Here is a 21,033-nt window from a genome sequence, read left to right as displayed (position 1 = left end):
GCAAATATCGATGCCGGCTATGAATTCGCTTGCTTTCGTGTTTGGTGCTTTAGGATATGGGTAGTGAGATTTCCTCAGGATTTCATAGCGTCGGGCTCGAAGTGTTCAGGGCGTTGACTCATTAAGGGTCTATAGTAGTGATACGCACACTCAATGTCGAAGCAAAGGCGGGCTGGTTATGGATCTCAGCAGCGAGCTTATGGAAGTGGTGGCCAAGTACGCTGGGTTGGCAGGCATTGCTGTACTTACCCTCGCCGGAATATTTTATAAAGTTTTAGCGGAGAAAATATTGGTGCCTTTAGGCCCCGATAAAGCCTATAAGATTCTAAGAATGGTAATTGGGTGGGCAGGAGTAATCGCCATCTTGGGTATCGGAAGTTGGGTTGCTCTGAAAATTATGGAGCGACCTCCAAGCGAAGAGGAAAAAGTATCTGCTGCAGTAAATGATCCGCACTGGAAAGCATTCAAGCAATACTTAGTTACCGGCCGGGATTATACAAAGGCATTTGAGGAAGTAAGCGCCGCTGCTGAGGAAGGTAATCCACTAGCACAGACACAAGTTGCACTGTTTTTAATGGGGGGCGTTGGCACGCAGAAAGATTTAAGTCGATCTATTGACCTGGCAACAAAATCCTTTCCGTACCTTACCGAATGGTGTGAGAAACTCAAAAATCCAGCAGCTTGCCTGTTTTTGGGTTTGTTGTACAGTAATGGTCTGGTTGTAGGTAAAGATGAAAAACATGCTGCGAAATTAATAAGGCTTTCAGCTGAAGGGGGGTACAGTAGATCGTTTGGTATTCTTGCTAGCTTATACGAGGCAGGCGAAGGTTTAGATGAAGATTTGCCAGCTGCTAAAGTTTGGTATGAGAAGTCTATAAAGGCGGGATATCCGTACGCGATGTACGCATTGGCAATGATCTATAGGCAAGATCTAGATAGTGATAAGGACAAATTTGTAACCTATCTATCAATGGCTGAGGGCACTGGATATCCACCCGCGCTTTTACAATTGTCCAAGGAATATTTAGACGGCGAAGTTTTCGAAAAAAATGATGAAGTTTCACGTCGTTATCTTGAAAAGTCACAGTCCGATGATTTTCCCGAAGCTTACAATGAAATTGGACGTCGCTATGCGGCGGGGTATGGGGGGTATCCGTTAGAGGCAGAGAAAGCGGTCTATTTCTATAAAAGAGCTGCTGAACTTGGAGACTTAGATGCAATGGTTGTTTTAGCTTCTTGCCTAGCATCAGGTTGGGGGACTAAGAAAGATTATTCCGAGTCTCTAAAGTGGTCATGGAAAGCGTATAATCAAGGTAATAAAAATGCTGCGCTGGAGTTGGCAATTCGACATTTGAATGGGCAGGGAGTAAAAAAGGACGAGAGCAAAGGGCTAGAGCTCATGCAGGAGGCGGCAGAAGGTGGAAATCTTGATGCAGCGGTTCGGCTTGCAACATCTTATATCTACGGAGAAAAGCCTTTTGATAGAGATCTATCTAAGGCATTGTCTATTTTGCAGAAAGGTGTAGAGGCGTCTGATGGGACTTCTGTTGGTCTTGTAGGAGTTGTCTATCTGGAAAGGCGGAAGTATCCTGAGGCGATTGAATATTTTAAGCAGGCTGTCGAACTGGGGCATGCATATTCAGCTTATGAGCTTGGGTATATGTACGAGAATGGTCTCGGCGTAGCGCGGGATCTGGCTACGGCGAAAAAATATTATCATCAAGCAAGTGTTATTGATTCTGGTGATGCCGATTATGAGATGTACGCAGCTGCAGTGGAATACGAACTCTCCACTTCGGTTGAGCAAAAACTAAATGCGTTGAATAAAGTTATTCATTTCTCGGAAGCAGGGAGTCCCTGGGCGCAATATAGACTTTATTCAATATATTCCAAAAGCGCTGTTGATAAGGAGAAGTCACTTTCGTGGCTTAAAAAGGCCGCGTCTAACAATCAGCCATGTGCAATGGTAGATCTAGGAGCTTTGCTCCTGTCTGGTGATGGGGTTGATAAAGATGTACCTAAAGCGATTGAATTATTCCAAAAAGGGTTTGAGGGGGGACGTGCTAGCGGGGGATATAATCTTGGAGTTATATATACTTCTGGCGAATATACTGCGCGGGATATCGAGCGAGGAATAAAATACCTTGAGCAGGCCGCGGATTATGGAAGCACAGAGAGTCTCGTTTACCTGTCAAAATTATACGGTGACGGCCTTCTTGTTAAGGTCAATGTTTTAAAGAGTAAGGAGTATTTATTAGAAGCAGCAACGGCGGGGAATGAAGAGGCAACAAAACTTTTGGTCGAATCTGCTCCTGCAAAAATACAATCGTGCACGGCAAGCGTCGGACCGTGATAGCGGCAAACATAGATACTGTCTTTCATCTAATGGCAAATATTTAGTAGTTGGAATAGCTTTCGCCGGCGGTCCGTGTGCCCGAACGAGCCCCATGAAAGGCAGGATATTTTTTCCCCCTTACGATAAGGGACTAGCAAACGGCTCTATGGCTAACAGCAACGATAAGAGTGGTAGCTTTTGGGCCAGGAGCGGCGGCGCCGGCGGAGCCCAGAGCAAAAGCTGCCCATGGTTCGCGAGGGCCTTGAACCCGGACAATGTGTGTCGCTCGGCGCAACGCAATCAATGCTTATCAGTTATTCCTACAGCCAAGCTGTATAAGGACCGCAGCCTGTCGGCGGTCAGCACGGGCGAAGCCGTGGTGCCGGCCTCCGAGTTGAGAGATGTGCTCAAGCATCTCCGAGGACCATGGCCAACAAAGTCTCAGAGCAAACCTCCTGAGGTTACACATTCTGCGCAACCTACCTGTTCATCGTCAGGCTGAGAGTTGCATCTGGTTGGATGCGAGACAGTTTTTAATATTTTCCACAACCGAAAAGCGGCCCGAGCGGTAGGGTGAGACAGACTTTAAAACTCATTCCACCACGCTACAGGCCCCTAGATTCGTGCTAAGGCGAGACAGACTTTAATGTCTACGATCAGCTTGTGGATTTAGAGAATTAAAGCTGACGCAGGATAATTAAAACTGTCGCAGGAGGCGGTGAGTCCACCGCGCCGCCGCCTGCAATGTTCCTGCTCCTTGAAGTTGCCTCACTCGTTCGACGCTGGCTTTTGGGCAATGACGTCAACATGCACGCGATCATCAGCATGCTTAAAACACGAAGCCATGCCCGAGCTCTCTCTCCATCCACGCCAAGAAACGCCTGACCCTTTCGAACCCGGAATGCGCTTTCGGGAATACCAGATGATGGGCCGCCACAGGCGCGCTGAAGATGTGTGGCACGACTTCCACCAGTGTTCCGGCCGCAAGGTACTTCTGCGCTAATAACGTGCTTTCGAGCGCAAAACCCAGCCCGTGACTGGCGGCCTCCAGGGACATGTAGGAACGATCGAAGCTCAACGCGTAGGGCTTTTCCGGGCGGGCGAGGCCGTGTCGAGCGAACCAGGCCGGCCATTTCAGCAATGTGGCCTCGGAGAGAATCAAGTCCCGACGCAGTAGATCCGACGCGTCGTCGATCCTATGCCGGGCCAGCAGTTTCGGTGAGGCCAGCACGGCAAATGCCTCATTGCCTAAAGTGCGCACCTCGTAGCTAGGCCAATTGGGTTCGCCATGGCGAATGTCTACGTCAATCTTGTCGCGACTGAAATGCAGAGATTCATAGGAGCACGACAAGTTGATCTGGATATCCGGGTGCGCCATCCGAAATGCTTCCAGCCTTGGCATTAGCCAGAGCAGGCCGAAACTTGGTGACGAATGCAAACGCAGACAATCGAGGCTGACGTCGCTGCTGGCCCGTTCTGTGGCGACGGAAAGACTGTGCAGAATGCCGGAAACGTCTTTCAGATACTGCTCGCCAACGGGAGTCAGGCTGACGCCACGCGCCGCGCGAAAGAACAGTTGTCGACCAATCATTGCTTCGAGCTTGGCCAATTGATGACTGACAGCCGAAGGGGTGAGGTCTAGCACTTCCGCTGCGCGCGCAACATTACCGAAGCGAGCGGTTTGCTCAAAGGCCTGAATCGCTCTCAGGGGTGGCAGGGCCGGCGCGGTATCGTCAACAGATCGCATATCAGTCACTTCGCTCGCAGCGCATATTTTTATTGGGGACCTTCATTCAATCACTTAGCAATCAGGGTGACGAGTGCTGAATTTTTTTCAGCACCCAATGATTTTTGCGTTATTGCTCAGGGCCTGGGCCGAGACCAAAGTAGGCCCATCGATTCCGCTGAATCGACCCTATAAAAACAATCAGAGGTCACACCCATGCTTCTTCAAGGCAAAGTCGCAATCATCACTGGCGCCGCATCGGCACGCGGGATCGGCCGGGCAACTGCGGCCACATTCGCTGCTCAAGGTGCCCGCGTGGTGATCCTCGATCTGGATGAAGCCGCTGCCCGCGATGCCGCAGCGTCTCTTGGCGAAGGGCATCTCGGCCTGGCCGCCAACGTCGCCGATCAGGCACAGGTAAATCAGGCCGTTGCGCAGATCATCGAGCACTTTGGCCGCATCGACGTGCTGGTCAACAACGCTGGCATCACCCAACCCCTCAAGACCCTGGACATCAAGCACAGCGACTACGACAAGGTACTCGACGTCAGCCTGCGCGGCACGCTACTGATGTCTCAGGCCGTCATTCCCCTGATGCGGGAGCAACGTTCGGGCAGCATTGTCTGCATGTCCTCGGTATCGGCACAGCGTGGCGGCGGCATCTTCGGTGGCCCGCACTACAGCGCAGCGAAAGCTGGGGTACTGGGCCTGGCCAAGGCCATGGCACGAGAGCTGGGGCCGGACAACGTGCGCGTGAACGCCATCGCCCCGGGTCTGATTCACACGGACATCACTGGCGGTCTGATGCAGGACGATCGTCGTCACGCGATCATCGACGGCATTCCACTGGGTCGTCTGGGCGAAGCGCAAGACGTCGCTAACGCCGCATTGTTTCTGGCCAGCGATCTGTCGACTTACCTGACCGGAATCACCCTGGATGTAAACGGCGGCATGCTCATTCACTGATGCACATTGCGTCAGCCCGCGCGGCTGACGCTGTTCTGAATCGATAAAAACAAGAGATCAGACCATCATGATTACCACCCTGTCATTGGACGCGGTTTCGGCCGTGCGCTCCAACGCATACCGCAAGACTGCCTGGCGACTGATGCCGTTCCTGATGCTGTGCTACCTGTGTGCCTATCTGGACCGGGTAAACGTGGGCTTCGCCAAGTTGCAGATGATGAACGACCTGTCCCTAAGCGAGGCCGTCTATGGCCTGGGCGCCGGCATGTTCTTCATTGGCTACTTTCTCTGCGAAGTGCCCAGCAATCTGATCCTGCACAAGGTCGGCGCACGTCGCTGGATCGCCCGGATCATGATTTCCTGGGGGATCATTTCCGCTTTATTCGCCTTTGTTGAAACCGCCTGGCAGTTTTATGCCCTGCGTTTTCTGCTTGGTATCGCTGAAGCGGGTCTGGCTCCTGGCCTGTTGTTGTACCTGACCTACTGGTTCCCATCCTACCGTCGCGCAAAGATGACCGTGCTTTGGTTCGTCGCGATTCCATTGTCGGGGATGATTGGCGGCCCACTGTCAGGTTGGATCATGAATCAGTTCGCAGGTTTTCATGGCTGGGCGGGCTGGCAATGGATGTTCGTCATCGAGGCAATTCCAACCGTCATCGTCGGCTTGTTGGTACTGAGCTATCTCAAAGATGGCGTGCATCAGGCCACTTGGCTGACCGATGAAGAAAAGGACCTGGTTACCAAGGAGCTCGCCGAGGACAACGCCCACAAGGTCACTCATGCCTCACCTCGGGAATTCATCCGTGATCGCCGCCTATGGCTGCTGGCCTGCATCTACTTCTGTGTCGTAATGGGCCAGTACGCGATCACCTTCTGGCTGCCGACCCTGATCCGCAATGCCGGGGTATCGGACCCACTGCACATCGGCATGCTGACCAGCCTGCCTTACATGTGCGCCATCGCCGCCATGCTGCTGATGGGCCGTAGTGGCGACAAGCATCGCGAACGTCGCTGGCACCTGGTTGCCCCGATGATCGCAGGTGCCATCGGCCTGACGCTGGCGGCGCTGCTGGGCGGCAACCTGCTGCTGTCGGTACTCAGCCTGTGCCTTGCAGCAGCTGGCGTGCTCTCGGCTTCCTCACTGTTCTGGATGCTGCCCACTACGCTGCTCGGCGGCGTGTCAGCCGCAGCAGGTATCGCCGGTATCAACAGTTTCGCCAACCTTGCCGGGTTCTGCTCGCCTTACCTGATCGGCTGGATCACCACTTCCACCGGTTCCAGTGCCATCGGCATGTACCTGATCACCGCAGTGCTGCTCGCGGGGGCCACGCTGGTCCTGCGCATTCCCGCCGCATCGGTCAATCGTTAACTCGCTGGAGTAGTCACCATGACTGTCAACGCACCCGACACTTCGCTCTCGGCGCTCGCCGAACGCGCGTACAACATTCGCCGCCATGCCCTGCGCATGGGGCAGGTCCAGGGCCAGGGTTATGTCGGCCAGGCCCTCGGCGCCGCTGACTTGCTGGCCGTGTCGTACTTCCATGCGCTGCGCTATCAGCCCCACAACCCCGAATGGGAGCAACGCGACCGCTTTTACCTGTCCATCGGTCACTACGCCATCGCCCTGTATGCAGCGCTGATCGAAGCCGGCGTGATCCCCCTGGAGGAACTGGAAACCTATGGTTCGGACGACAGCCGCCTGCCGATGTCGGGCATGGCCGCTTACACGCCGGGCATGGAAATAACCGGGGGGTCGCTCGGCCACGGCTTGGGCATAGCGGTCGGCGCCTGCCTGGGCCTGAAACGCAAGAACTCGGATTCGTTTGTCTACAACCTGCTCTCGGACGGCGAATTGAACGAGGGTTCAACCTGGGAAGCCGCGATGTCGGCCTCACATTGGAAACTGAACAACCTCATCGCAATCGTCGACGTCAACAACCAGCAAGCCGACGGCTACTCCAGCGAAGTGCTGGCCTTCGAGCCCATCGTTGACCGTTGGCAGGCGTTTGGCTGGTTTACCCAGCGCGTGGACGGCAACGACATCGGCGCCCTGGTCGCCGCGTTCGACGCCGCACGCAACCATCAAGGGGCACAGCCGCGGGTCATCATCTGCGATACCAAGATGGGCAAGGGTGTGGACTTTCTCGAGTCACGTGAAAAAACCCACTTCATCCGCGTCGATGAAAACGAGTGGGATCTGGCATTGCAAAACCTTCAGGTCGGGAGAACTGTATGAGCCGCGTAAACACTACCGAAACCGGCAAGAAGCGCCTGACAACCTCGGCCATGATCGCTTCGATCGCTGCCGAGGGCCAGGCCACCCGTTCAGCGCCATTCGGCCATGCGTTGGCGGCACTGGCCGAACAGCGTTCGGACATCGTCGGCCTGTCGGCGGACCTGTCCAAGTACACCGACCTGCACATTTTCGCGAAGGCGCACCCGGACCGTTTTTATCAGATGGGTATGGCCGAGCAATTGCTGATGAGTGCAGCCGCTGGCATGGCACGCGAAGGCTGCGTGCCGTTCGCCACCACGTACGCGGTATTCGCCTCGCGCAGGGCCTATGATTTTATCTGCATGGCCATCGCCGAGGAGAACCTCAACGTCAAGATCGTCTGCGGGTTGCCGGGCTTGACCACCGGTTACGGCCCCAGCCACCAGGCAACGGATGATCTGGCAATCTTCCGCGCCATGCCGAACCTGATGATCGTCGACCCATGCGACGCTCTGGAGATCGAGCAGGCGGTGCCTGCCATCGCCGCCCATCAGGGACCGGTGTACATGCGCCTGCTGCGCGGCAACGTGCCGCTGGTATTGGACGAATATGGCTACAAGTTCGAGATCGGCAAGGCCAAGACCCTGCGCACCGGAAAGGACGTGCTGATCATTTCCACCGGTCTGATGACCATGCGTTCGCTAGAGGCCGCAGCGCAGTTGCAGAAGGATGGCGTCGATGTGGCAGTACTGCACGTACCCACCATCAAGCCACTGGACGAACAGACGATTCTGGCTGAGGCACGCAAGTCCGGACGGTTGGTGGTCACCGCCGAAAACCATTCGATCATCGGCGGCCTCGGCGAGGCGGTGGCGGGCCTGCTGCTGCGCAACGGAGTAACGCCGACATTCCGCCAGATCGCCTTGCCCGATGCCTTCCTCGATGCCGGCGCTCTGCCGACGCTGCATGACCGCTACGGTATCTCTACCGAAGCGGTGAGCGCGCAGATCAAGGCTTGGCTGTGACTTGATACCTGAAGATAGAGCCGGCCGGAATTAAAGGCGGCTCTATCCCCGACGCAGCGAATGGGGCTCGTCAGATTTGCATGGCCATGCCATCCACATTCATCGCCGCCTGGCGCAGGGCCTCGGAGCGCGTCGGGTGAGGGTGGCAGGTGAGGGCGATATCTTCTGCCGAGGCCGAGAACTCCATAGCCACGCAGAACTCACCAATCATCTCGCTGACGCTTGGGCCCACCAGGTGCACACCCAGTACTTCATCGGTTTCGGCATCGGCGATGACCTTGGCGAAGCCTTCGGTCTCGTGGTTGATCTTGGCACGGCTGTTGGCGGTGAAGGGGAACTTGCCAACCTTGTAGGCACGCCCTTCGGCCTTGAGCTGCTCTTCAGTCTTGCCCACGGTGGCCATCTCCGGGCGGGTATAGATCACGCCAGGGATGAGGTTGTAGCTGACCTCGTGGGGCTTGCCGGCGATGCGTTCGATACAGGCCACCGCTTCGTCTTCGGCCTTGTGCGCCAGCATTGGGCCCGAAGTGACGTCGCCAATCACCCAGACACCCGGCACTGAGGTACGGTGGTGCTCGTTGCTGAGCATGCCGCGCTTGTCGGCTTCCAGGCCCACGCTTTCCAGGTTCAGCCCTTTTGTATAAGGGCGGCGGCCGATAGCCACCAACACGTAATCGGCTTGCAGCGATTCTGCAGTACCACCGGCGGCAGGCTCCAGCGTCAGGCTGACGCCATCGGCACCTGCGGTAGCCTGAGTCACTTTGCTGCCCAGCTTGAACACCATGCCTTGCTTGGCGAGCGCCTTCTGCAGGGCCTTGGCCGTTTCCGTGTCAGTGCCTGGGCAGATGCGGTCCAGGTATTCGATGACAGTGACCTGGCTACCCAGGCGGCGCCAGACCGAACCCAGCTCAAGACCGATCACGCCAGCACCGATGACAACCAGGTGCTTGGGCACTTGCGGCAGCGACAGCGCGCCGGTCGAGTCGATGATGCGCTGGTTGTCGACGGTCACACCTGGCAGAGGGGTGGGCTCAGAGCCGGTGGCAATGACGATGTCCTTGGCCTGCAACGCGGTTTCGCTACCGTCTTCGGCCTTGACCACGACCTTGCCGATGCCATCCAGGCGGCCCCAGCCTTTGATCCACTCGACCTTGTTCTTGCGAAACAGGTATTCGATGCCCTTGGTCAGGCCTGTCACGCTCTCGTCCTTCTGTTTCATCATCTGGGCGAGGTTGAGGGTGGGCTTTACTTCGATACCGAGGTGGGCGAACTCGTCACCGCTGGCAGCTTCGTAAAGCTCCGAAGCATGCAGCAGCGCCTTGGATGGCATGCAGCCGACGTTCAGGCAGGTACCGCCCAAGGTCGAGCGGCCTTCCACGCAGGCAACGCTCAGGCCCAACTGGCCAGCACGGATGGCTGCGTTGTAGCCGCCAGGGCCACCGCCGATGATCACCACGTCATAGGATTTCATGGGTTCAACTCCAGGATGTAGAAGCGCGAGAGGGCACAAGGTTAAGCTGAGATGCAGTGATTGTATACAATCTGCTGTATGGATAAGATCAGTTGGTTCTAGACCAAGGTCTTGCTTAGAGGAAACATCCTACAGATGAACTACTCTGATCCGGTGACGTTCGAAATATTAGGCGTCGTGGCCAATTACGGACAGGAGGGGTGTTTCATGCTTGCTCAACTTCCACCTGCATTGCAGAGCTTGCATCTGCCGCTGAGGCTGAAGCTGTGGGACGGTAACCAGTTTGATCTTGGGCCTAGTCCTCAGGTCACCATTCTGGTGAAGGAGCCGCAGCTGATCAGCCAGTTGACCCACCCAAGCATGGACCAGCTAGGCACCGCATTCGTCGAAGGCAAGCTGGAGCTGGAAGGCGATATTGGTGAGGCCATCCGTGTGTGCGACGAGCTGAGCGAAGCGCTGCTGGCGGATGAGGATGAAACGCCGCCGCCACGTGTGTCTCATGACAAGAGCACCGACGCCAAAGCCATCTCCTACCACTATGACGTGTCCAACGCGTTCTACCAGCTTTGGCTGGACCAGGACATGGCCTATTCTTGCGCCTACTTCCGTGAGCCGGACAATACGCTCGACCAGGCGCAGCAGGACAAGTTCGACCACCTGTGCCGCAAACTGCGCCTGGATGCCGGTGACTACCTGCTCGATGTTGGCTGTGGCTGGGGCGGGCTGGCGCGGTTCGCTGCCCGTGAATATGGCGCCAAGGTGTTCGGCATTACCTTGAGCAAGGAGCAATTGAAGCTCGGCCGCAAGCGTGTGCAAGCGGAAGGGCTTGCCGACAAGGTTGACCTGCAGATTCTCGATTATCGCGATCTGCCCCAGGATGGCCGCTTCGACAAGGTTGTCAGCGTGGGTATGTTCGAGCATGTCGGGCATGCCAACCTGGCGCTGTATTGCCAGAAGTTGTTTGGGGCGGTGAGGGAAGGGGGGCTGGTGATGAACCACGGCATCACTGCCAAGCACGTCGATGGCCGACCGGTCGGGCGCGGGGCGGGTGAGTTCATCGATCGTTATGTATTCCCCCACGGCGAACTGCCGCACCTGTCGATGATCAGCGCCAGTATCTGTGAAGCCGGGCTGGAGGTGGTGGACGTGGAGAGCCTGCGCCTGCACTACGCTAAAACCTTGCACCACTGGAGCGAGAACCTGGAGAACCAGTTGCACAAGGCGGCCGCGCTGGTGCCTGAGAAGACCCTGCGGATCTGGCGTTTGTACTTGGCCGGGTGTGCCTACGCCTTTCAGAAGGGCTGGATCAACCTGCACCAGATATTGGCCGTGAAGCCATACGCCGACGGGCATCATGACCTGCCTTGGACGCGGGAAGATTTGTACCGCTGAAATCGTAAGTGTCACAGCGCTGATATGGCTTTGCAGGAGTGGCCTTGTGTTGCGAAAGGGCCGCAATGCGGCCCCTGCATTTCATCTGTGCAGCCTATATTGCTGGGGCCGCGTTACGGCCCTTTCGCGGTAAAGGTCGCTCTCACAACGGGCGTGCTCACCTTAAAGAATCGGCGATATCAGCCGCGCAATCCGCATCCCCAACTGCTGTAGTCGATGGGTGTCTTGGGTGTCTTCTGCAGTAATTTCCCGCGCGTGTTCGAAGTCTTCGTGGAGCATGTGCTCGACCTGGTCAGCGAAGCCGCGATCGACTGTCAGCAGGGTAATCTCGAAGTTCAGGCGGAACGAGCGGTTGTCCAGGTTGGCACTCCCAATCGCGCTGACGTCATCATCCACCAGCACCACCTTCTGATGCAGAAACCCGGGTTGGTAACGGAACATACGTACCCCCGCGCGCACCGCTTCGAAGGCAAACAGGCTGGAGGCGGCGTAGACGATGCGGTGGTCCGGCCGTGACGGGATGAGCACCCGCACATCGACTCCTCGTAGTACCGCCAGCCGCAAGGCGGCGAACACGGCCTCGTCAGGGATGAAGTAGGGGCTGGTGATCCACACCCTGCGGGTGGCCGAATGAATCGCTTCAAGGAAGAACAGCGAGCAGGTTTCTTGTGGGTCTGCCGGGCCGCTGGCCAGGGCCTGACACAGTACGCCGTTATCCGGGTACGTATCGGGCAGGATCAGCGGCGGTAGCTGGCGCGTGGCCCAGTACCAGTCCTCGGCGAACGACTCTTGCAGGCAGGCCAGTACCGGCCCGCTGATCTGTACGTGGGTGTCACGCCAGGGTGAAAGCTGTGGGTGTTCACCCAAATACTCGTCTCCCACGTTGTGACCGCCAATGAAGCCGAGCAAGCCATCCACCACCACAATCTTGCGATGGTTGCGGAAGTTCACCTGGAAGCGGTTGAACCAGCCGCGACGGGTGGCGAATGCATGGATCTGCACGCCGCCGTCACGCAGCATCTGGCTGTAGCTGGCCGGCAAGGCGTGGCTGCCGACACGGTCGTACAGCACGAACACCTGCACGCCTTCGGCGGCTTTGCGTAGCAAGAGTTGCTGCAGCGCCTTGCCGAGGGTGTCGTCATGAATGATGAAGAACTGCACCAATACCACATCGCGTGCTTTTTCGATGGCTGCGAAGATGGCATCGAAGGTGGCCTTGCCATTGATCAGCAGTTTTACCTGGTTATTTGCCAGGCATGGCATGCGACCCAGCTTGGGCATCGCCCGCAACGCTGCGTAGCTTTCGGACTCGCGGGCGGTAAGGGCTTCTTCAACCCAAGGTCGCCAGTTGAGGTTGGCCATGGCCACGTGCATTTCCTGGTTGGCCTGACGCCGAGCCTTGATGTAGGCGTAGAACGAGCGGGCGCCGAAGATCAGGTAGGGGATCAAGGTGAGGTAGGGGATGAAGAGCAAGGGCATCGCCCACGCAATGGCTCCCTGAGCTGTCCGCACGGTGAACAGCGCATGCAGTGCGGCGACTATACCCAGCAGATGGATCATGCCGAGTAGGTAACCAAAGAAGTAGGGGCTGTGGTAATCCATATGCATCCTGCTTGCCGAGTACACTTGAGGTAACAGAACACGTTCCCGGTCCGCCTGCAACCCGCAGGCGGATTTGGCGTCTAAGGCTCAGTCCGGCCCGTTTGACCGGTTTTTTTCCAGGAGCGTTCGTCCATGAAGATTCGTCTGCCACTGTTGGCGTTGGCCCTAGGCATGAGCAGTCCGCTGGTGCAAGCCCAGATGCTGCAACCGGGGTTGTGGGAGCTGACCACCAGCAACATGCAGGTCGATGGCAAGCCGCTACCCGACATGGAATTCATGCTTGGCCAGTTGAAGAACCTGCCGCCAGAGCAGCGCGCAATGATGGAGGGGGTGTTGGCCAAACAAGGGGTCAGTGTAGGTGGCAAGGGTGTGCGTTCGTGCCTGACACCAGAACAGGTGGCAACGAATGACATTCCGCTGCAGGACCCGAAATCGGGCTGCACTCAGAAGATTACCGACCGTACCGGTAACGTGTGGAAATTCCAGTTCAGCTGCCCGAAGGCACAGGGTAGTGGCCAGGCTACATTTCTCAGTGATCGGGAATTCACCACCCAGGTCAGTGGCACGTTCAACGCTTCGGGTGTGCAGCAGCAAGGCAGCATGAACACGCGTGCGGTGTGGCTAGGCAATGACTGCGGGACAGTCAAACCGCGCAGCTGAAGTTCCATTGCCACTGGCTGGTGGCAACCGCGTCGTGGGCATGCAGCCTCTGTTGCCGTTCGAGCAGCCGAGCATGGCCAGTTCCAGAAGTCGGTAGGGAAACGAATAGTTCCACGTGGAACATTTCGTTTTCAATCCTTGCCTCGACGCGGTTAAGGCATAGCTTTTCGGCCTGAGAACGGCTGATCAAGGCAGGCGTTTTCAGCTAGCGCTCGAAGCTGATGTGCAAATAGGCGGCAGTAGAGGCAAAGCCTTCAAAACAAAAGAAGGCATCAACGGCAGCCCTCGATCAAGCTGCAATGCAGCTTGAAGCGCTCCCCACTGGAACTCGATACGCGGTTCAAGGTGGTCCAGCCTACTCGGCGGCTGTAACCCACCCAGGCCTCACCATTGCTGGCCAGGCCGGTAAAAAAAGTCAACGTGCCATAGCGGCTGTTGGTTTGCGCCCATAGTCGGCGGCTGCTGAAGTCATAGCCGCGAAGGTAGAACGTGCTGCCTTCGGTGCGCACGCTGTAGTAGTTGCCTTTGCCGTCCTGGCAAGCGAGCAGCGTCGCGCTTCGCGTACAAAGGGCCAATGCACCGTTTTGCGGCATGGCCAACAGCGAGGCAGGCATGGTGAGCACCAGCAATGCCATGACGCGTGGCAGATTCATTTTTCATCCCCTGTGAGCACTCGTCCGTCGAGAACCACTTGGCGAAATTGTATTGTTACTTTATAACATTGTGCAATGCATCGCTTCGAATGCGTCTGCCTGAAGGGGTTCGCCATGTCCAATCGTCTTCCCGTCACCGTGCTGTCCGGCTTTTTGGGCGCCGGCAAGAGCACGCTGCTCAACCATGTGCTGCGCAACCGCGACAACCTGCGGGTGGCGGTAATCGTCAACGATATGAGTGAAATCAACATCGATGCCAGTGAGGTGCAGCGCAATGTCAGCCTCAACCGCGCTGAGGAGAAACTGGTCGAGATGAGCAACGGCTGCATTTGCTGCACGTTGCGCGAAGACCTGCTTGAGGAGGTTGCACGGCTGGCCGAAGAGGGACGTTTCGATTATTTGTTGATCGAATCCACCGGTATCTCTGAGCCACTGCCAGTGGCTGAGACCTTCACTTTCCGTGACGAGCTGGGTCGCAGTCTGTCCGATATGGCGCGACTGGACACCATGGTCACCGTGGTCGATGGCTTGAACTTCCTGCGCGACTATCAAGCAGCAGAGAGCCTGGCCAGCCGTGGTGAAACGTTGGGCGAAGAAGACGAGCGGTCGATCAGTGATTTGCTGATCGAACAGGTCGAGTTCGCAGATGTACTGCTGCTGAGCAAGATCGACCTGATCAGCCAACATGAGCGCGAAGAACTCATCGCCATTTTGCGCAGCCTCAATGCCCGGGCGCAGATCGTACCCATGGTCATGGGCCAAGTGCCGCTGGCACGGATCCTCAACACCGGGCTGTTCGACTTCGATCAAGCGGCCCAGGCACCAGGCTGGTTGCAGGAGCTGCGCGGTGAACATGTACCAGAAACCGAAGAGTACGGAATCGCGGCCATGACCTGGCAGGCCCGACGCCCGCTTCATCCACAGCGCTTTTACGACTTTATCCACAAGGACTGGGAAAACGGAAGGCTGCTGCGTTCCAAAGGGTTTTTCTGGTTGGCCAGCAAATATCAGGAAGCTGGCAGCTGGTCGCAAGCGGGCGGCATGATGCGCCATGGTCTGGCTGGCCGCTGGTGGCGCTTCGTGCCACGCGAGCAGTGGCCACAGGATGTGGATAACACGAATGCGATCTTGAAACACTGGACCACCGACACCGGTGACTGCCGGCAGGAGTTGGTGTTTATTGGGCAGAATATCGACGTCGAAAAATTATCCACAGCCCTGGATGCATGCCTGTTGACGGATCAAGAAATGGGCTTGGGTCACATGGGCTGGCTGCGTTTACCTGACCCATTTGGCCCATGGCATGAGGAAGCGGCAGCATGAACCTGGCTCACCGACCTGTGGATATCTTTCAGGTGTTTGGCGAGACGCCTCAAGTGCTGGCCGAAGTGCTGCAGGATGGCGTGAACCTGGCCGTCTGGCGGCGGCGCTTGCCGGCACAACTGGAGGACTTTGCCGCACTGGTGATCAGCCTTGGCCAGCCCTTGGCTGATCAGCGGGTGATTGATGTGAACGAGGAGCAGAAGCCGGTATTGCCAGATCTGCTGCGTGAAGCGGCGGATTTGCATGGGTATGAAGCTTTCGTTGCTGATGTGACGTGGTTGGTGGCGGCTTATACCTGTCTGGTTGGCGCACGACGGGTCGGTTTGCGCTTGCGCGTGTTGAACGCTCCGATGTGCCCACGCTTCCATGTGGATAACGTACCGTTGCGCTTGCTCACCACTTACGTCGGCCCAGGTAGTGAGTGGTTGCAAGAGCGGGATAGCTGTCGTGGAGAGTTACACACAGCTCAGCCACCTGTGGATAACATCCAACACCTGCAGGCCGCCGAGGTTGCGGTACTTAAAGGCGAAAAATGGCAGGGTAACGAAGGGGCAGGCCTGGTGCATCGGTCCCCTTCTACGCAGCGGGGGCGTTTGCTGCTCAGCCTTGACTGGCTGGCCTGACGGCGCATAGTGAGGCATCACCGCCGCCTGAAGCCACCCCATGCTGCAGAACATTCCCACCCATGTAATTGCCGGCCCGCTTGGTGCTGGCAAGACCACGCTGATCCGTCACTTGCTGGCTCAGCGCCCAGCCAACGAGCGCTGGGCGGTATTGATCAACGAGTTCGGCCTTGTCGGCCTGGATGCGGCCTTACTCAGCCGTGACGAAGACGGCATCGCCATCGGCGAGGTCGCAGGGGGCTGCCTGTGCTGCGTCAACGGCATGCCGTTCCAGGTGGGCCTGGGACGACTGCTGCGCAAATCGCGGCCTGACCGGCTGTTTATCGAACCTTCCGGCCTGGGCCATCCCTTGCAGCTGCTGGCTCAGCTGCAACAAGCGCCTTGGGTTGGAGTGCTGACAATTCAGCCACTCATGATGGTTGTGGATGCCCAGGCCATGGCTCGAAACGAGCCTCTGCCAGAGGCTCAACAGCAGGCTTTCAACGCCTCTGAAAGCGTGGTTTTCAATAAGTCAGAGGCTGTGGATGAAATACATAAGTTGTTGATAAGTAATAAATTTAAAGAAAAGAAGATCATGTGGACCGTGCAGGGGCAGTTGCCTTTGTCCGGCCTCCCGACGGTATCCCCACAGATTGTTGACAGCCCATTCTTGAAAAACAGGATTGTCGACAATCCTGGAATCGATCCAGCAGCACTGTGGGCTGACCCGAGTCAACCGATTTGCCTTGCCCAGCAGGGGGAGGGTGGTTGGAGTATTGGCTGGCGGTGGCACCCCGGCCAACAGTTTTATCCACAGCGGCTAAAGGCTTTCTTGTGTGCTTGGCCATGGCGACGGGCCAAGGGAGTTATCCACAGCATGGAGGGCTGGTGGTCATTCAATGGGCTGAATGGGGATATGCCCGCTTGGGAGCCCAGCGACTGGCGGAAGGACACGCGTATCGAGCTGATTTTCGATCAGCCGCAACCGCAACCCGCATTGCAAGCCGGGTTGGATGAATGTCGCGTCAGTTGATCAGTTGCGCCAGCGGTTATGCTCCTGGCGCCATTGCTGCATCTCTATGACGTTGTCGGCGCGCGGTGGGGTCTTGATTTCGAACGGGTAGGGCGCCAGCTCGATCTGCACACTGTGGGCGCCGAACTGGGTCGCGGTGCCGGGGTGACGTTGCTCACCCGTGACGGTGAATTCGAAGGCATAGACGCGTGCCAGGCGCTTGCGGCCATTGGCATCCCGGACAAAGGCGATGCGCTTGAGCGCTACGGCATCGTCAAGCAACTCCAGGTCGAGTTTGGCGCAATGCTGTTTGACCCGTTCCAGGGCCTTTTCACGCAACCCATGGTTGTGCCACAACCAGGCGCCTGCCGTGGCTACCAGCATCAGGACGAAGAGGTTCTCCAGGGTCAACATTTGCATATGCTCCAAACAGGTAGATCCAGCTTAACTGCGTTCCTGGCCTGTCGTACAGGTAGCAATCGAGTTCATACTGCGCTGCGCACAATCCTAGAAACAGCTTTGGAAACCTCCCGCATGAAACGTACCCCGCACCTGCTCGCCATTCAGTCCCACGTGGTGTTCGGCCACGCCGGCAACAGCGCCGCGGTATTCCCCATGCAGCGTATCGGGGTCAATGCCTGGCCACTCAATACCGTGCAGTTCTCCAATCACACACAGTATGGCCAGTGGGCGGGTGAAGTGCTTGCCCCAGCGCAAATTCCTGCGTTGGTGGAAGGCATTTCCAATATCGGCGAGCTGGGCCACTGCGATGCAGTGCTTTCCGGCTACCTGGGCAGTGCCGAACAAGGGCGAGCGATCCTGGCCGGCGTCGAGCGGATCAAGGCGGTAAACCCAAAAGCGTTATACCTGTGCGACCCGGTCATGGGGCACCCGGAAAAGGGCTGCATCGTGCCGCCCGAAGTCAGTGAGTTTCTGCTTGACGAGGCTGCAGCCACAGCGGACATCCTGTGCCCCAACCAGTTGGAGCTGGACAGCTTCTGTGGGCGCCGCGCCCAGTCGCTGGAGGATTGCGTGAACATGGCGCGCAGCCTGCTGCAGCGTGGGCCGCAGGTTGTACTGGTCAAGCACCTGGCGTACCCCGGGCGGGCCGAAGAACAGTTCGAAATGTTGCTGGTGACCGCCGAGCACAGCTGGCACTTGCGCCGCCCACTGCTGGCGTTTCCGCGTCAGCCGGTGGGGGTGGGTGACCTGACCTCAGGCTTGTTCCTGGCGCGTGTGCTGCTCGGCGACAGCTGGGTGCAGGCATTCGAATTCACGGCTGCGGCAGTGCATGAAGTGCTGCTGGAAACCCAGGCCTGCGCCAGCTACGAATTGCAGTTGGTACGGGCCCAGGACCGCATTGCGCACCCACGGGTGCGCTTCGAAGCGCAGTTACTGGCGCTTTAAATGGCGTCGGTTTTCAAGTCCTGATAGCGCTTTTCCAGTTCCTGGCGGATCTGCCGGCGCTGCTGGCCTTGCAGGAAGCGGCGCTTTTCTTCGCTGCTGTGCGGCTGGCGTGGTGGCACCGGCACCGGGCGGCGGTTGTCGTCGACCGCGACCATGGTGAAGAAGCAGCTGTTGGAATGGCGCACCGAGCGCTCGCGAATGTTCTCGGTCACGACTTTGATGCCAACTTCCATCGAAGTGTTGCCGGTGTAGTTGACCGACGCCAGGAAGGTCACCAGTTCACCCACGTGCACGGGTTCACGGAAGATCACCTGGTCGACCGACAGGGTCACCACATAACTGCCGGCATAACGGCTGGCGCATGCATAAGCCACTTCGTCGAGGTACTTGAGCAGGGTGCCGCCATGTACGTTGCCAGAAAAGTTGGCCATGTCCGGGGTCATCAGGACGGTCATGCTCAGCTGGGCGTTTCCAGGTTCCATAGTGTGCTCACGGTGAGGTTGCGCTGAATCGGGCGAATGGAGGGCGTTATCTGCTGACACTGCTGTTCCCCTCTTTTGAATGTGCCTTGCTGATACGGGACGTTGGCTGGCGCATCATCGTCACGCTGATCATGCCATCAGCGGCGCTTTTCCAGCCGATCTGTTTCTGCATATTGCACTGGCTTTTTGCGGCGGAGCGCGATGTTAACCTGAGTACGCCCATGCAACATGGGTGTTCCCAGATTCAATACAGTATGTACTTGCTGCTCGCTCAGGTTTGCCTCGGCAGAGGAGCGGTCTGCCCAGGCATTCACAAGACGAGAAAAGGAGTATCACGCCATGCATGCCATCAGCTTCATCCAGGACCTGGCAGTCATCATGCTGGTCGCTGGCGTGGTCACCATTCTTTTTCACCGTTTCAAGCAGCCGGTGGTGCTGGGCTACATTGTCGCCGGCTTCATCATTGGCCCGCACACTCCGCCGTTCGGCCTGATTCATGACGAAGACACCATCAAGACCCTCGCCGAACTGGGGGTGATCTTCCTGATGTTCTGCCTGGGGCTCGAGTTCAGCTTGCGCAAGCTGTTCAAGGTCGGTGCCACGGCGTTCATCGCAGCGTTCCTGGAAATCGTCCTGATGATCTGGATCGGTTTCGAGATTGGCCGCTGGTTTGGCTGGAGCACCATGGATTCACTGTTCCTGGGCGCCATTCTGGCCATTTCCTCCACCACCATCATCGTCAAGGCGCTCAACGACTTGAAGATGAAGAACGAGCGCTTTGCCCAGCTGATCTTCGGCGTGCTGATCGTCGAGGACATTCTGGGTATCGGTATCATTGCCCTGCTGTCGGGCATCGCGGTCAGCGGCACGGTCAGTTCGGGCGAAGTGTTCTCCACTGTCGGCAAGCTGTCGCTGTTCATGATTGTCGCCTTGGTCATCGGTATTTTGCTGGTACCGCGGTTACTGGCCTATGTCGCCAAGTTCGAAAGCAACGAAATGTTGCTGATCACTGTTCTGGGCCTGTGTTTCGGCTTCTGCCTGCTGGTTGTGAAGCTGGAGTACAGCATGGTGTTAGGCGCTTTCCTGATTGGCGCGATCATGGCCGAATCACGCCAGTTGCTGAAGATCGAACGCCTGATCGAGCCTGTACGCGACCTGTTCAGTGCCATCTTCTTTGTCGCCATCGGCCTGATGATCGACCCTCAGGTACTGATCGACTATGCCTGGCCTATCGTTGTCATCACCCTGGCGGTGGTGCTGGGCAAAATGCTGTCTTGCGGCATGGGGGCGTTCATTGCCGGCAATGACGGGCGTACGTCTTTGCGTGTGGGCATGGGGCTTTCGCAGATCGGCGAGTTCTCCTTCATCATTGCCGCGCTGGGCATGACCCTGCAGGTGACCAGCGACTTCCTTTACCCGGTGGCGGTGGCGGTATCGGCAATCACCACGTTGCTGACACCCTATCTGATCCGCGCGGCTGACCCGTTGTCGCAGAAACTGGGCAATGTGGTGCCCGCCCGCCTCGCACGCGTGTTGTCGTTGTATGGCGAGTGGTTACGCAACATCCAGCCGCAGGGCGAGAGTGCCATGCTGGCGGCGATGATCCGGCGTATCCTGTTGCAGGTTGGGGTGAACCTGGCGCTGGTGATCGCCATCTTCTTCAGTGGCGGCTACTTTGCAGGGCGTATCGGCAATTGGCTCAGTGAGTGGGTCAGCGATGTCAGCCAGCAGAAGGCCGTCATATGGGGGGCTGCTTTGTTGCTGTCACTGCCATTCCTGATCGCTGCGTACCGCAAGCTAAAGGCACTCTCGATGCTGCTGGCAGAGATGGGCGTGAAGCCGGAAATGGCCGGGCGACATACCCAGCGCGTGCGCCGTGTGATCGCCGAAGTGATCCCGCTGTTGTCGCTGCTGGTGATTTTCCTGCTGTTGTCGGCATTGTCCGCCAGCATTCTGCCCACCAGCGAATTGCTGCTGGTGATTGCCGTGGTAGCTGCGGTGGTGGTGGCGTTGTTGTGGCGCTGGTTTATCCGCGTGCACACGCGCATGCAGATCGCGTTGCTAGAGACGCTGGAGAACAGTCGCGAAAACTCGCACTGAGGGGGTTACGCCTTGGGCAAGGTATCCCGCCCGCCCGAGGAGATGGGGCTACAGCGATGTCG

At 57.4% G+C, this 21,033-nt stretch carries 18 protein-coding genes; 12 read left to right on the top strand and 6 right to left on the bottom strand.

Features of this window, described 5'->3' with window-relative positions:
• Window positions 1-178 precede the first annotated feature (178 nt).
• The gene (locus I8746_RS14880; RefSeq protein ID WP_014754905.1) at window positions 179-2,353 is read left to right on the top strand and encodes a tetratricopeptide repeat protein; all 2,175 of its coding nucleotides are present in this window, start codon (window positions 179-181) and stop codon (window positions 2,351-2,353) included.
• An 811-nt stretch (window positions 2,354-3,164) separates the two neighbouring features.
• On the opposite strand, the gene I8746_RS14875 is transcribed toward I8746_RS14880, so the two are convergent.
• Window positions 3,165-4,082, bottom strand: a complete 918-nt coding sequence (locus tag I8746_RS14875; protein ID WP_012054138.1) for a LysR substrate-binding domain-containing protein — start codon at window positions 4,080-4,082, stop codon at window positions 3,165-3,167.
• A gap of 195 nt (window positions 4,083-4,277) precedes the next feature.
• On the opposite strand from I8746_RS14875, the gene I8746_RS14870 reads away from it, so the two are divergent.
• The 4 genes from I8746_RS14870 (at window position 4,278) to I8746_RS14855 (ending at window position 8,267) form a co-directional block, all read left to right on the top strand.
• Window positions 4,278-5,027 carry an SDR family NAD(P)-dependent oxidoreductase gene (locus tag I8746_RS14870; protein WP_014754902.1) on the top strand — a complete coding sequence of 250 codons (750 nt, stop codon included), beginning with the start codon at window positions 4,278-4,280 and terminating at the stop codon, window positions 5,025-5,027.
• Between the two features lie 67 nt (window positions 5,028-5,094).
• Window positions 5,095-6,396: an MFS transporter gene (locus tag I8746_RS14865; RefSeq protein ID WP_121784226.1), complete on the top strand. Its 1,302-nt coding sequence runs from the start codon at window positions 5,095-5,097 to the stop codon at window positions 6,394-6,396.
• 18 nt (window positions 6,397-6,414) lie between these two features.
• On the top strand, window positions 6,415-7,263 hold the full coding sequence (locus tag I8746_RS14860) for a transketolase (RefSeq protein ID WP_012054135.1): 849 nt from the start codon (window positions 6,415-6,417) through the stop codon (window positions 7,261-7,263).
• A complete protein-coding gene (locus tag I8746_RS14855; protein WP_221100778.1) occupies window positions 7,260-8,267 on the top strand; it encodes a transketolase family protein in 1,008 nt (335 codons plus the stop codon). The genes I8746_RS14860 and I8746_RS14855 overlap by 4 nt, the downstream gene beginning before the upstream one ends.
• Before the next feature lie 70 nt (window positions 8,268-8,337).
• Here the strand turns inward: I8746_RS14855 and lpdA are convergent, their stop codons facing one another.
• Window positions 8,338-9,738: a dihydrolipoyl dehydrogenase gene (lpdA, locus tag I8746_RS14850; protein ID WP_221100777.1), complete on the bottom strand. Its 1,401-nt coding sequence runs from the start codon at window positions 9,736-9,738 to the stop codon at window positions 8,338-8,340.
• Window positions 9,739-9,945: 207 nt separating this feature from the next.
• On the opposite strand from lpdA, the gene cfaB reads away from it, so the two are divergent.
• Window positions 9,946-11,130 (top strand): C17 cyclopropane fatty acid synthase CfaB, encoded by a 1,185-nt coding sequence (cfaB, locus tag I8746_RS14845; protein WP_020190282.1) that lies wholly within the window; start codon window positions 9,946-9,948, stop codon window positions 11,128-11,130.
• Between the two features lie 162 nt (window positions 11,131-11,292).
• Here cfaB and cls read toward each other — a convergent pair whose 3' ends face one another.
• Entirely contained in the window at window positions 11,293-12,732 is a 1,440-nt protein-coding gene (cls, locus tag I8746_RS14840) for a cardiolipin synthase (protein ID WP_012054132.1), read from the bottom strand.
• Between the two features lie 132 nt (window positions 12,733-12,864).
• Between cls and I8746_RS14835 the strand changes: the two genes are divergently transcribed.
• Entirely contained in the window at window positions 12,865-13,392 is a 528-nt protein-coding gene (locus I8746_RS14835) for a DUF3617 domain-containing protein (RefSeq protein ID WP_003253248.1), read from the top strand.
• Between the two features lie 272 nt (window positions 13,393-13,664).
• Here I8746_RS14835 and I8746_RS14830 read toward each other — a convergent pair whose 3' ends face one another.
• The gene (locus tag I8746_RS14830; RefSeq protein ID WP_004575191.1) at window positions 13,665-14,045 is read right to left on the bottom strand and encodes a hypothetical protein; all 381 of its coding nucleotides are present in this window, start codon (window positions 14,043-14,045) and stop codon (window positions 13,665-13,667) included.
• 114 nt (window positions 14,046-14,159) lie between these two features.
• Here I8746_RS14830 and zigA point away from each other — a divergent pair, with 114 nt between their 5' ends.
• From zigA to I8746_RS14815, 3 genes are read left to right on the top strand one after another with little or no spacing between them, the layout of a single operon-like run.
• Entirely contained in the window at window positions 14,160-15,368 is a 1,209-nt protein-coding gene (zigA, locus tag I8746_RS14825; protein ID WP_012054131.1) for a zinc metallochaperone GTPase ZigA, read from the top strand.
• Complete coding sequence (locus I8746_RS14820; RefSeq protein WP_012054130.1) at window positions 15,365-15,991, top strand: DUF1826 domain-containing protein; 627 nt, start codon at window positions 15,365-15,367, stop codon at window positions 15,989-15,991. The genes zigA and I8746_RS14820 overlap by 4 nt, the downstream gene beginning before the upstream one ends.
• 40 nt (window positions 15,992-16,031) lie before the next feature.
• A complete protein-coding gene (locus I8746_RS14815; RefSeq protein WP_012054129.1) occupies window positions 16,032-17,003 on the top strand; it encodes a GTP-binding protein in 972 nt (323 codons plus the stop codon).
• Here the strand turns inward: I8746_RS14815 and I8746_RS14810 are convergent, their stop codons facing one another.
• Window positions 17,004-17,396, bottom strand: coding sequence for a DUF3301 domain-containing protein (locus I8746_RS14810; RefSeq protein ID WP_003253259.1), 393 nt, complete (start codon window positions 17,394-17,396; stop codon window positions 17,004-17,006). It lies immediately after the preceding gene.
• 120 nt (window positions 17,397-17,516) lie between these two features.
• Between I8746_RS14810 and pdxY the strand changes: the two genes are divergently transcribed.
• Complete coding sequence (gene pdxY, locus I8746_RS14805; RefSeq protein ID WP_003253261.1) at window positions 17,517-18,389, top strand: pyridoxal kinase PdxY; 873 nt, start codon at window positions 17,517-17,519, stop codon at window positions 18,387-18,389.
• On the opposite strand, the gene I8746_RS14800 is transcribed toward pdxY, so the two are convergent.
• Window positions 18,386-18,871: an acyl-CoA thioesterase gene (locus tag I8746_RS14800; protein WP_003253263.1), complete on the bottom strand. Its 486-nt coding sequence runs from the start codon at window positions 18,869-18,871 to the stop codon at window positions 18,386-18,388. The two genes, pdxY and I8746_RS14800, sit on opposite strands and share 4 nt — an antisense overlap.
• A gap of 339 nt (window positions 18,872-19,210) precedes the next feature.
• On the opposite strand from I8746_RS14800, the gene I8746_RS14795 reads away from it, so the two are divergent.
• Window positions 19,211-20,971, top strand: coding sequence for a cation:proton antiporter (locus I8746_RS14795; protein ID WP_003253264.1), 1,761 nt, complete (start codon window positions 19,211-19,213; stop codon window positions 20,969-20,971).
• Window positions 20,972-21,033 lie beyond the last annotated feature (62 nt).

This window comes from Pseudomonas sp. USTB-Z, assembly GCF_019691255.1.
GTDB lineage: Bacteria > Pseudomonadota > Gammaproteobacteria > Pseudomonadales > Pseudomonadaceae > Aquipseudomonas > Aquipseudomonas alloputida.
Note: the sequence above shows the minus strand (reverse complement) of the source record. Positions and strands in the feature narration are given on the sequence as shown.

Bases quoted from the DNA above. Each gene is read 5' to 3' on its own strand.
- I8746_RS14830 (WP_004575191.1), bottom strand. From the start codon at position 14,045: ATGAATCTGCCACGCGTCATGGCATTGCTGGTGCTCACCATGCCTGCC.
- I8746_RS14800 (WP_003253263.1), bottom strand. From the start codon at position 18,871: ATGGAACCTGGAAACGCCCAGCTGAGCATGACCGTCCTGATGACCCCG.
- I8746_RS14875 (WP_012054138.1), bottom strand. From the start codon at position 4,082: ATGCGATCTGTTGACGATACCGCGCCGGCCCTGCCACCCCTGAGAGCG.
- I8746_RS14815 (WP_012054129.1), top strand. From the start codon at position 16,032: ATGCTGCAGAACATTCCCACCCATGTAATTGCCGGCCCGCTTGGTGCT.
- pdxY (WP_003253261.1), top strand. From the start codon at position 17,517: ATGAAACGTACCCCGCACCTGCTCGCCATTCAGTCCCACGTGGTGTTC.
- I8746_RS14870 (WP_014754902.1), top strand. From the start codon at position 4,278: ATGCTTCTTCAAGGCAAAGTCGCAATCATCACTGGCGCCGCATCGGCA.
- I8746_RS14835 (WP_003253248.1), top strand. From the start codon at position 12,865: ATGAAGATTCGTCTGCCACTGTTGGCGTTGGCCCTAGGCATGAGCAGT.
- cfaB (WP_020190282.1), top strand. From the start codon at position 9,946: ATGCTTGCTCAACTTCCACCTGCATTGCAGAGCTTGCATCTGCCGCTG.
- I8746_RS14855 (WP_221100778.1), top strand. From the start codon at position 7,260: ATGAGCCGCGTAAACACTACCGAAACCGGCAAGAAGCGCCTGACAACC.
- I8746_RS14865 (WP_121784226.1), top strand. From the start codon at position 5,095: ATGATTACCACCCTGTCATTGGACGCGGTTTCGGCCGTGCGCTCCAAC.
- lpdA (WP_221100777.1), bottom strand. From the start codon at position 9,738: ATGAAATCCTATGACGTGGTGATCATCGGCGGTGGCCCTGGCGGCTAC.
- cls (WP_012054132.1), bottom strand. From the start codon at position 12,732: ATGGATTACCACAGCCCCTACTTCTTTGGTTACCTACTCGGCATGATC.
- I8746_RS14880 (WP_014754905.1), top strand. From the start codon at position 179: ATGGATCTCAGCAGCGAGCTTATGGAAGTGGTGGCCAAGTACGCTGGG.
- I8746_RS14810 (WP_003253259.1), bottom strand. From the start codon at position 17,396: ATGTTGACCCTGGAGAACCTCTTCGTCCTGATGCTGGTAGCCACGGCA.
- I8746_RS14860 (WP_012054135.1), top strand. From the start codon at position 6,415: ATGACTGTCAACGCACCCGACACTTCGCTCTCGGCGCTCGCCGAACGC.
- I8746_RS14795 (WP_003253264.1), top strand. From the start codon at position 19,211: ATGCATGCCATCAGCTTCATCCAGGACCTGGCAGTCATCATGCTGGTC.
- I8746_RS14820 (WP_012054130.1), top strand. From the start codon at position 15,365: ATGAACCTGGCTCACCGACCTGTGGATATCTTTCAGGTGTTTGGCGAG.
- zigA (WP_012054131.1), top strand. From the start codon at position 14,160: ATGTCCAATCGTCTTCCCGTCACCGTGCTGTCCGGCTTTTTGGGCGCC.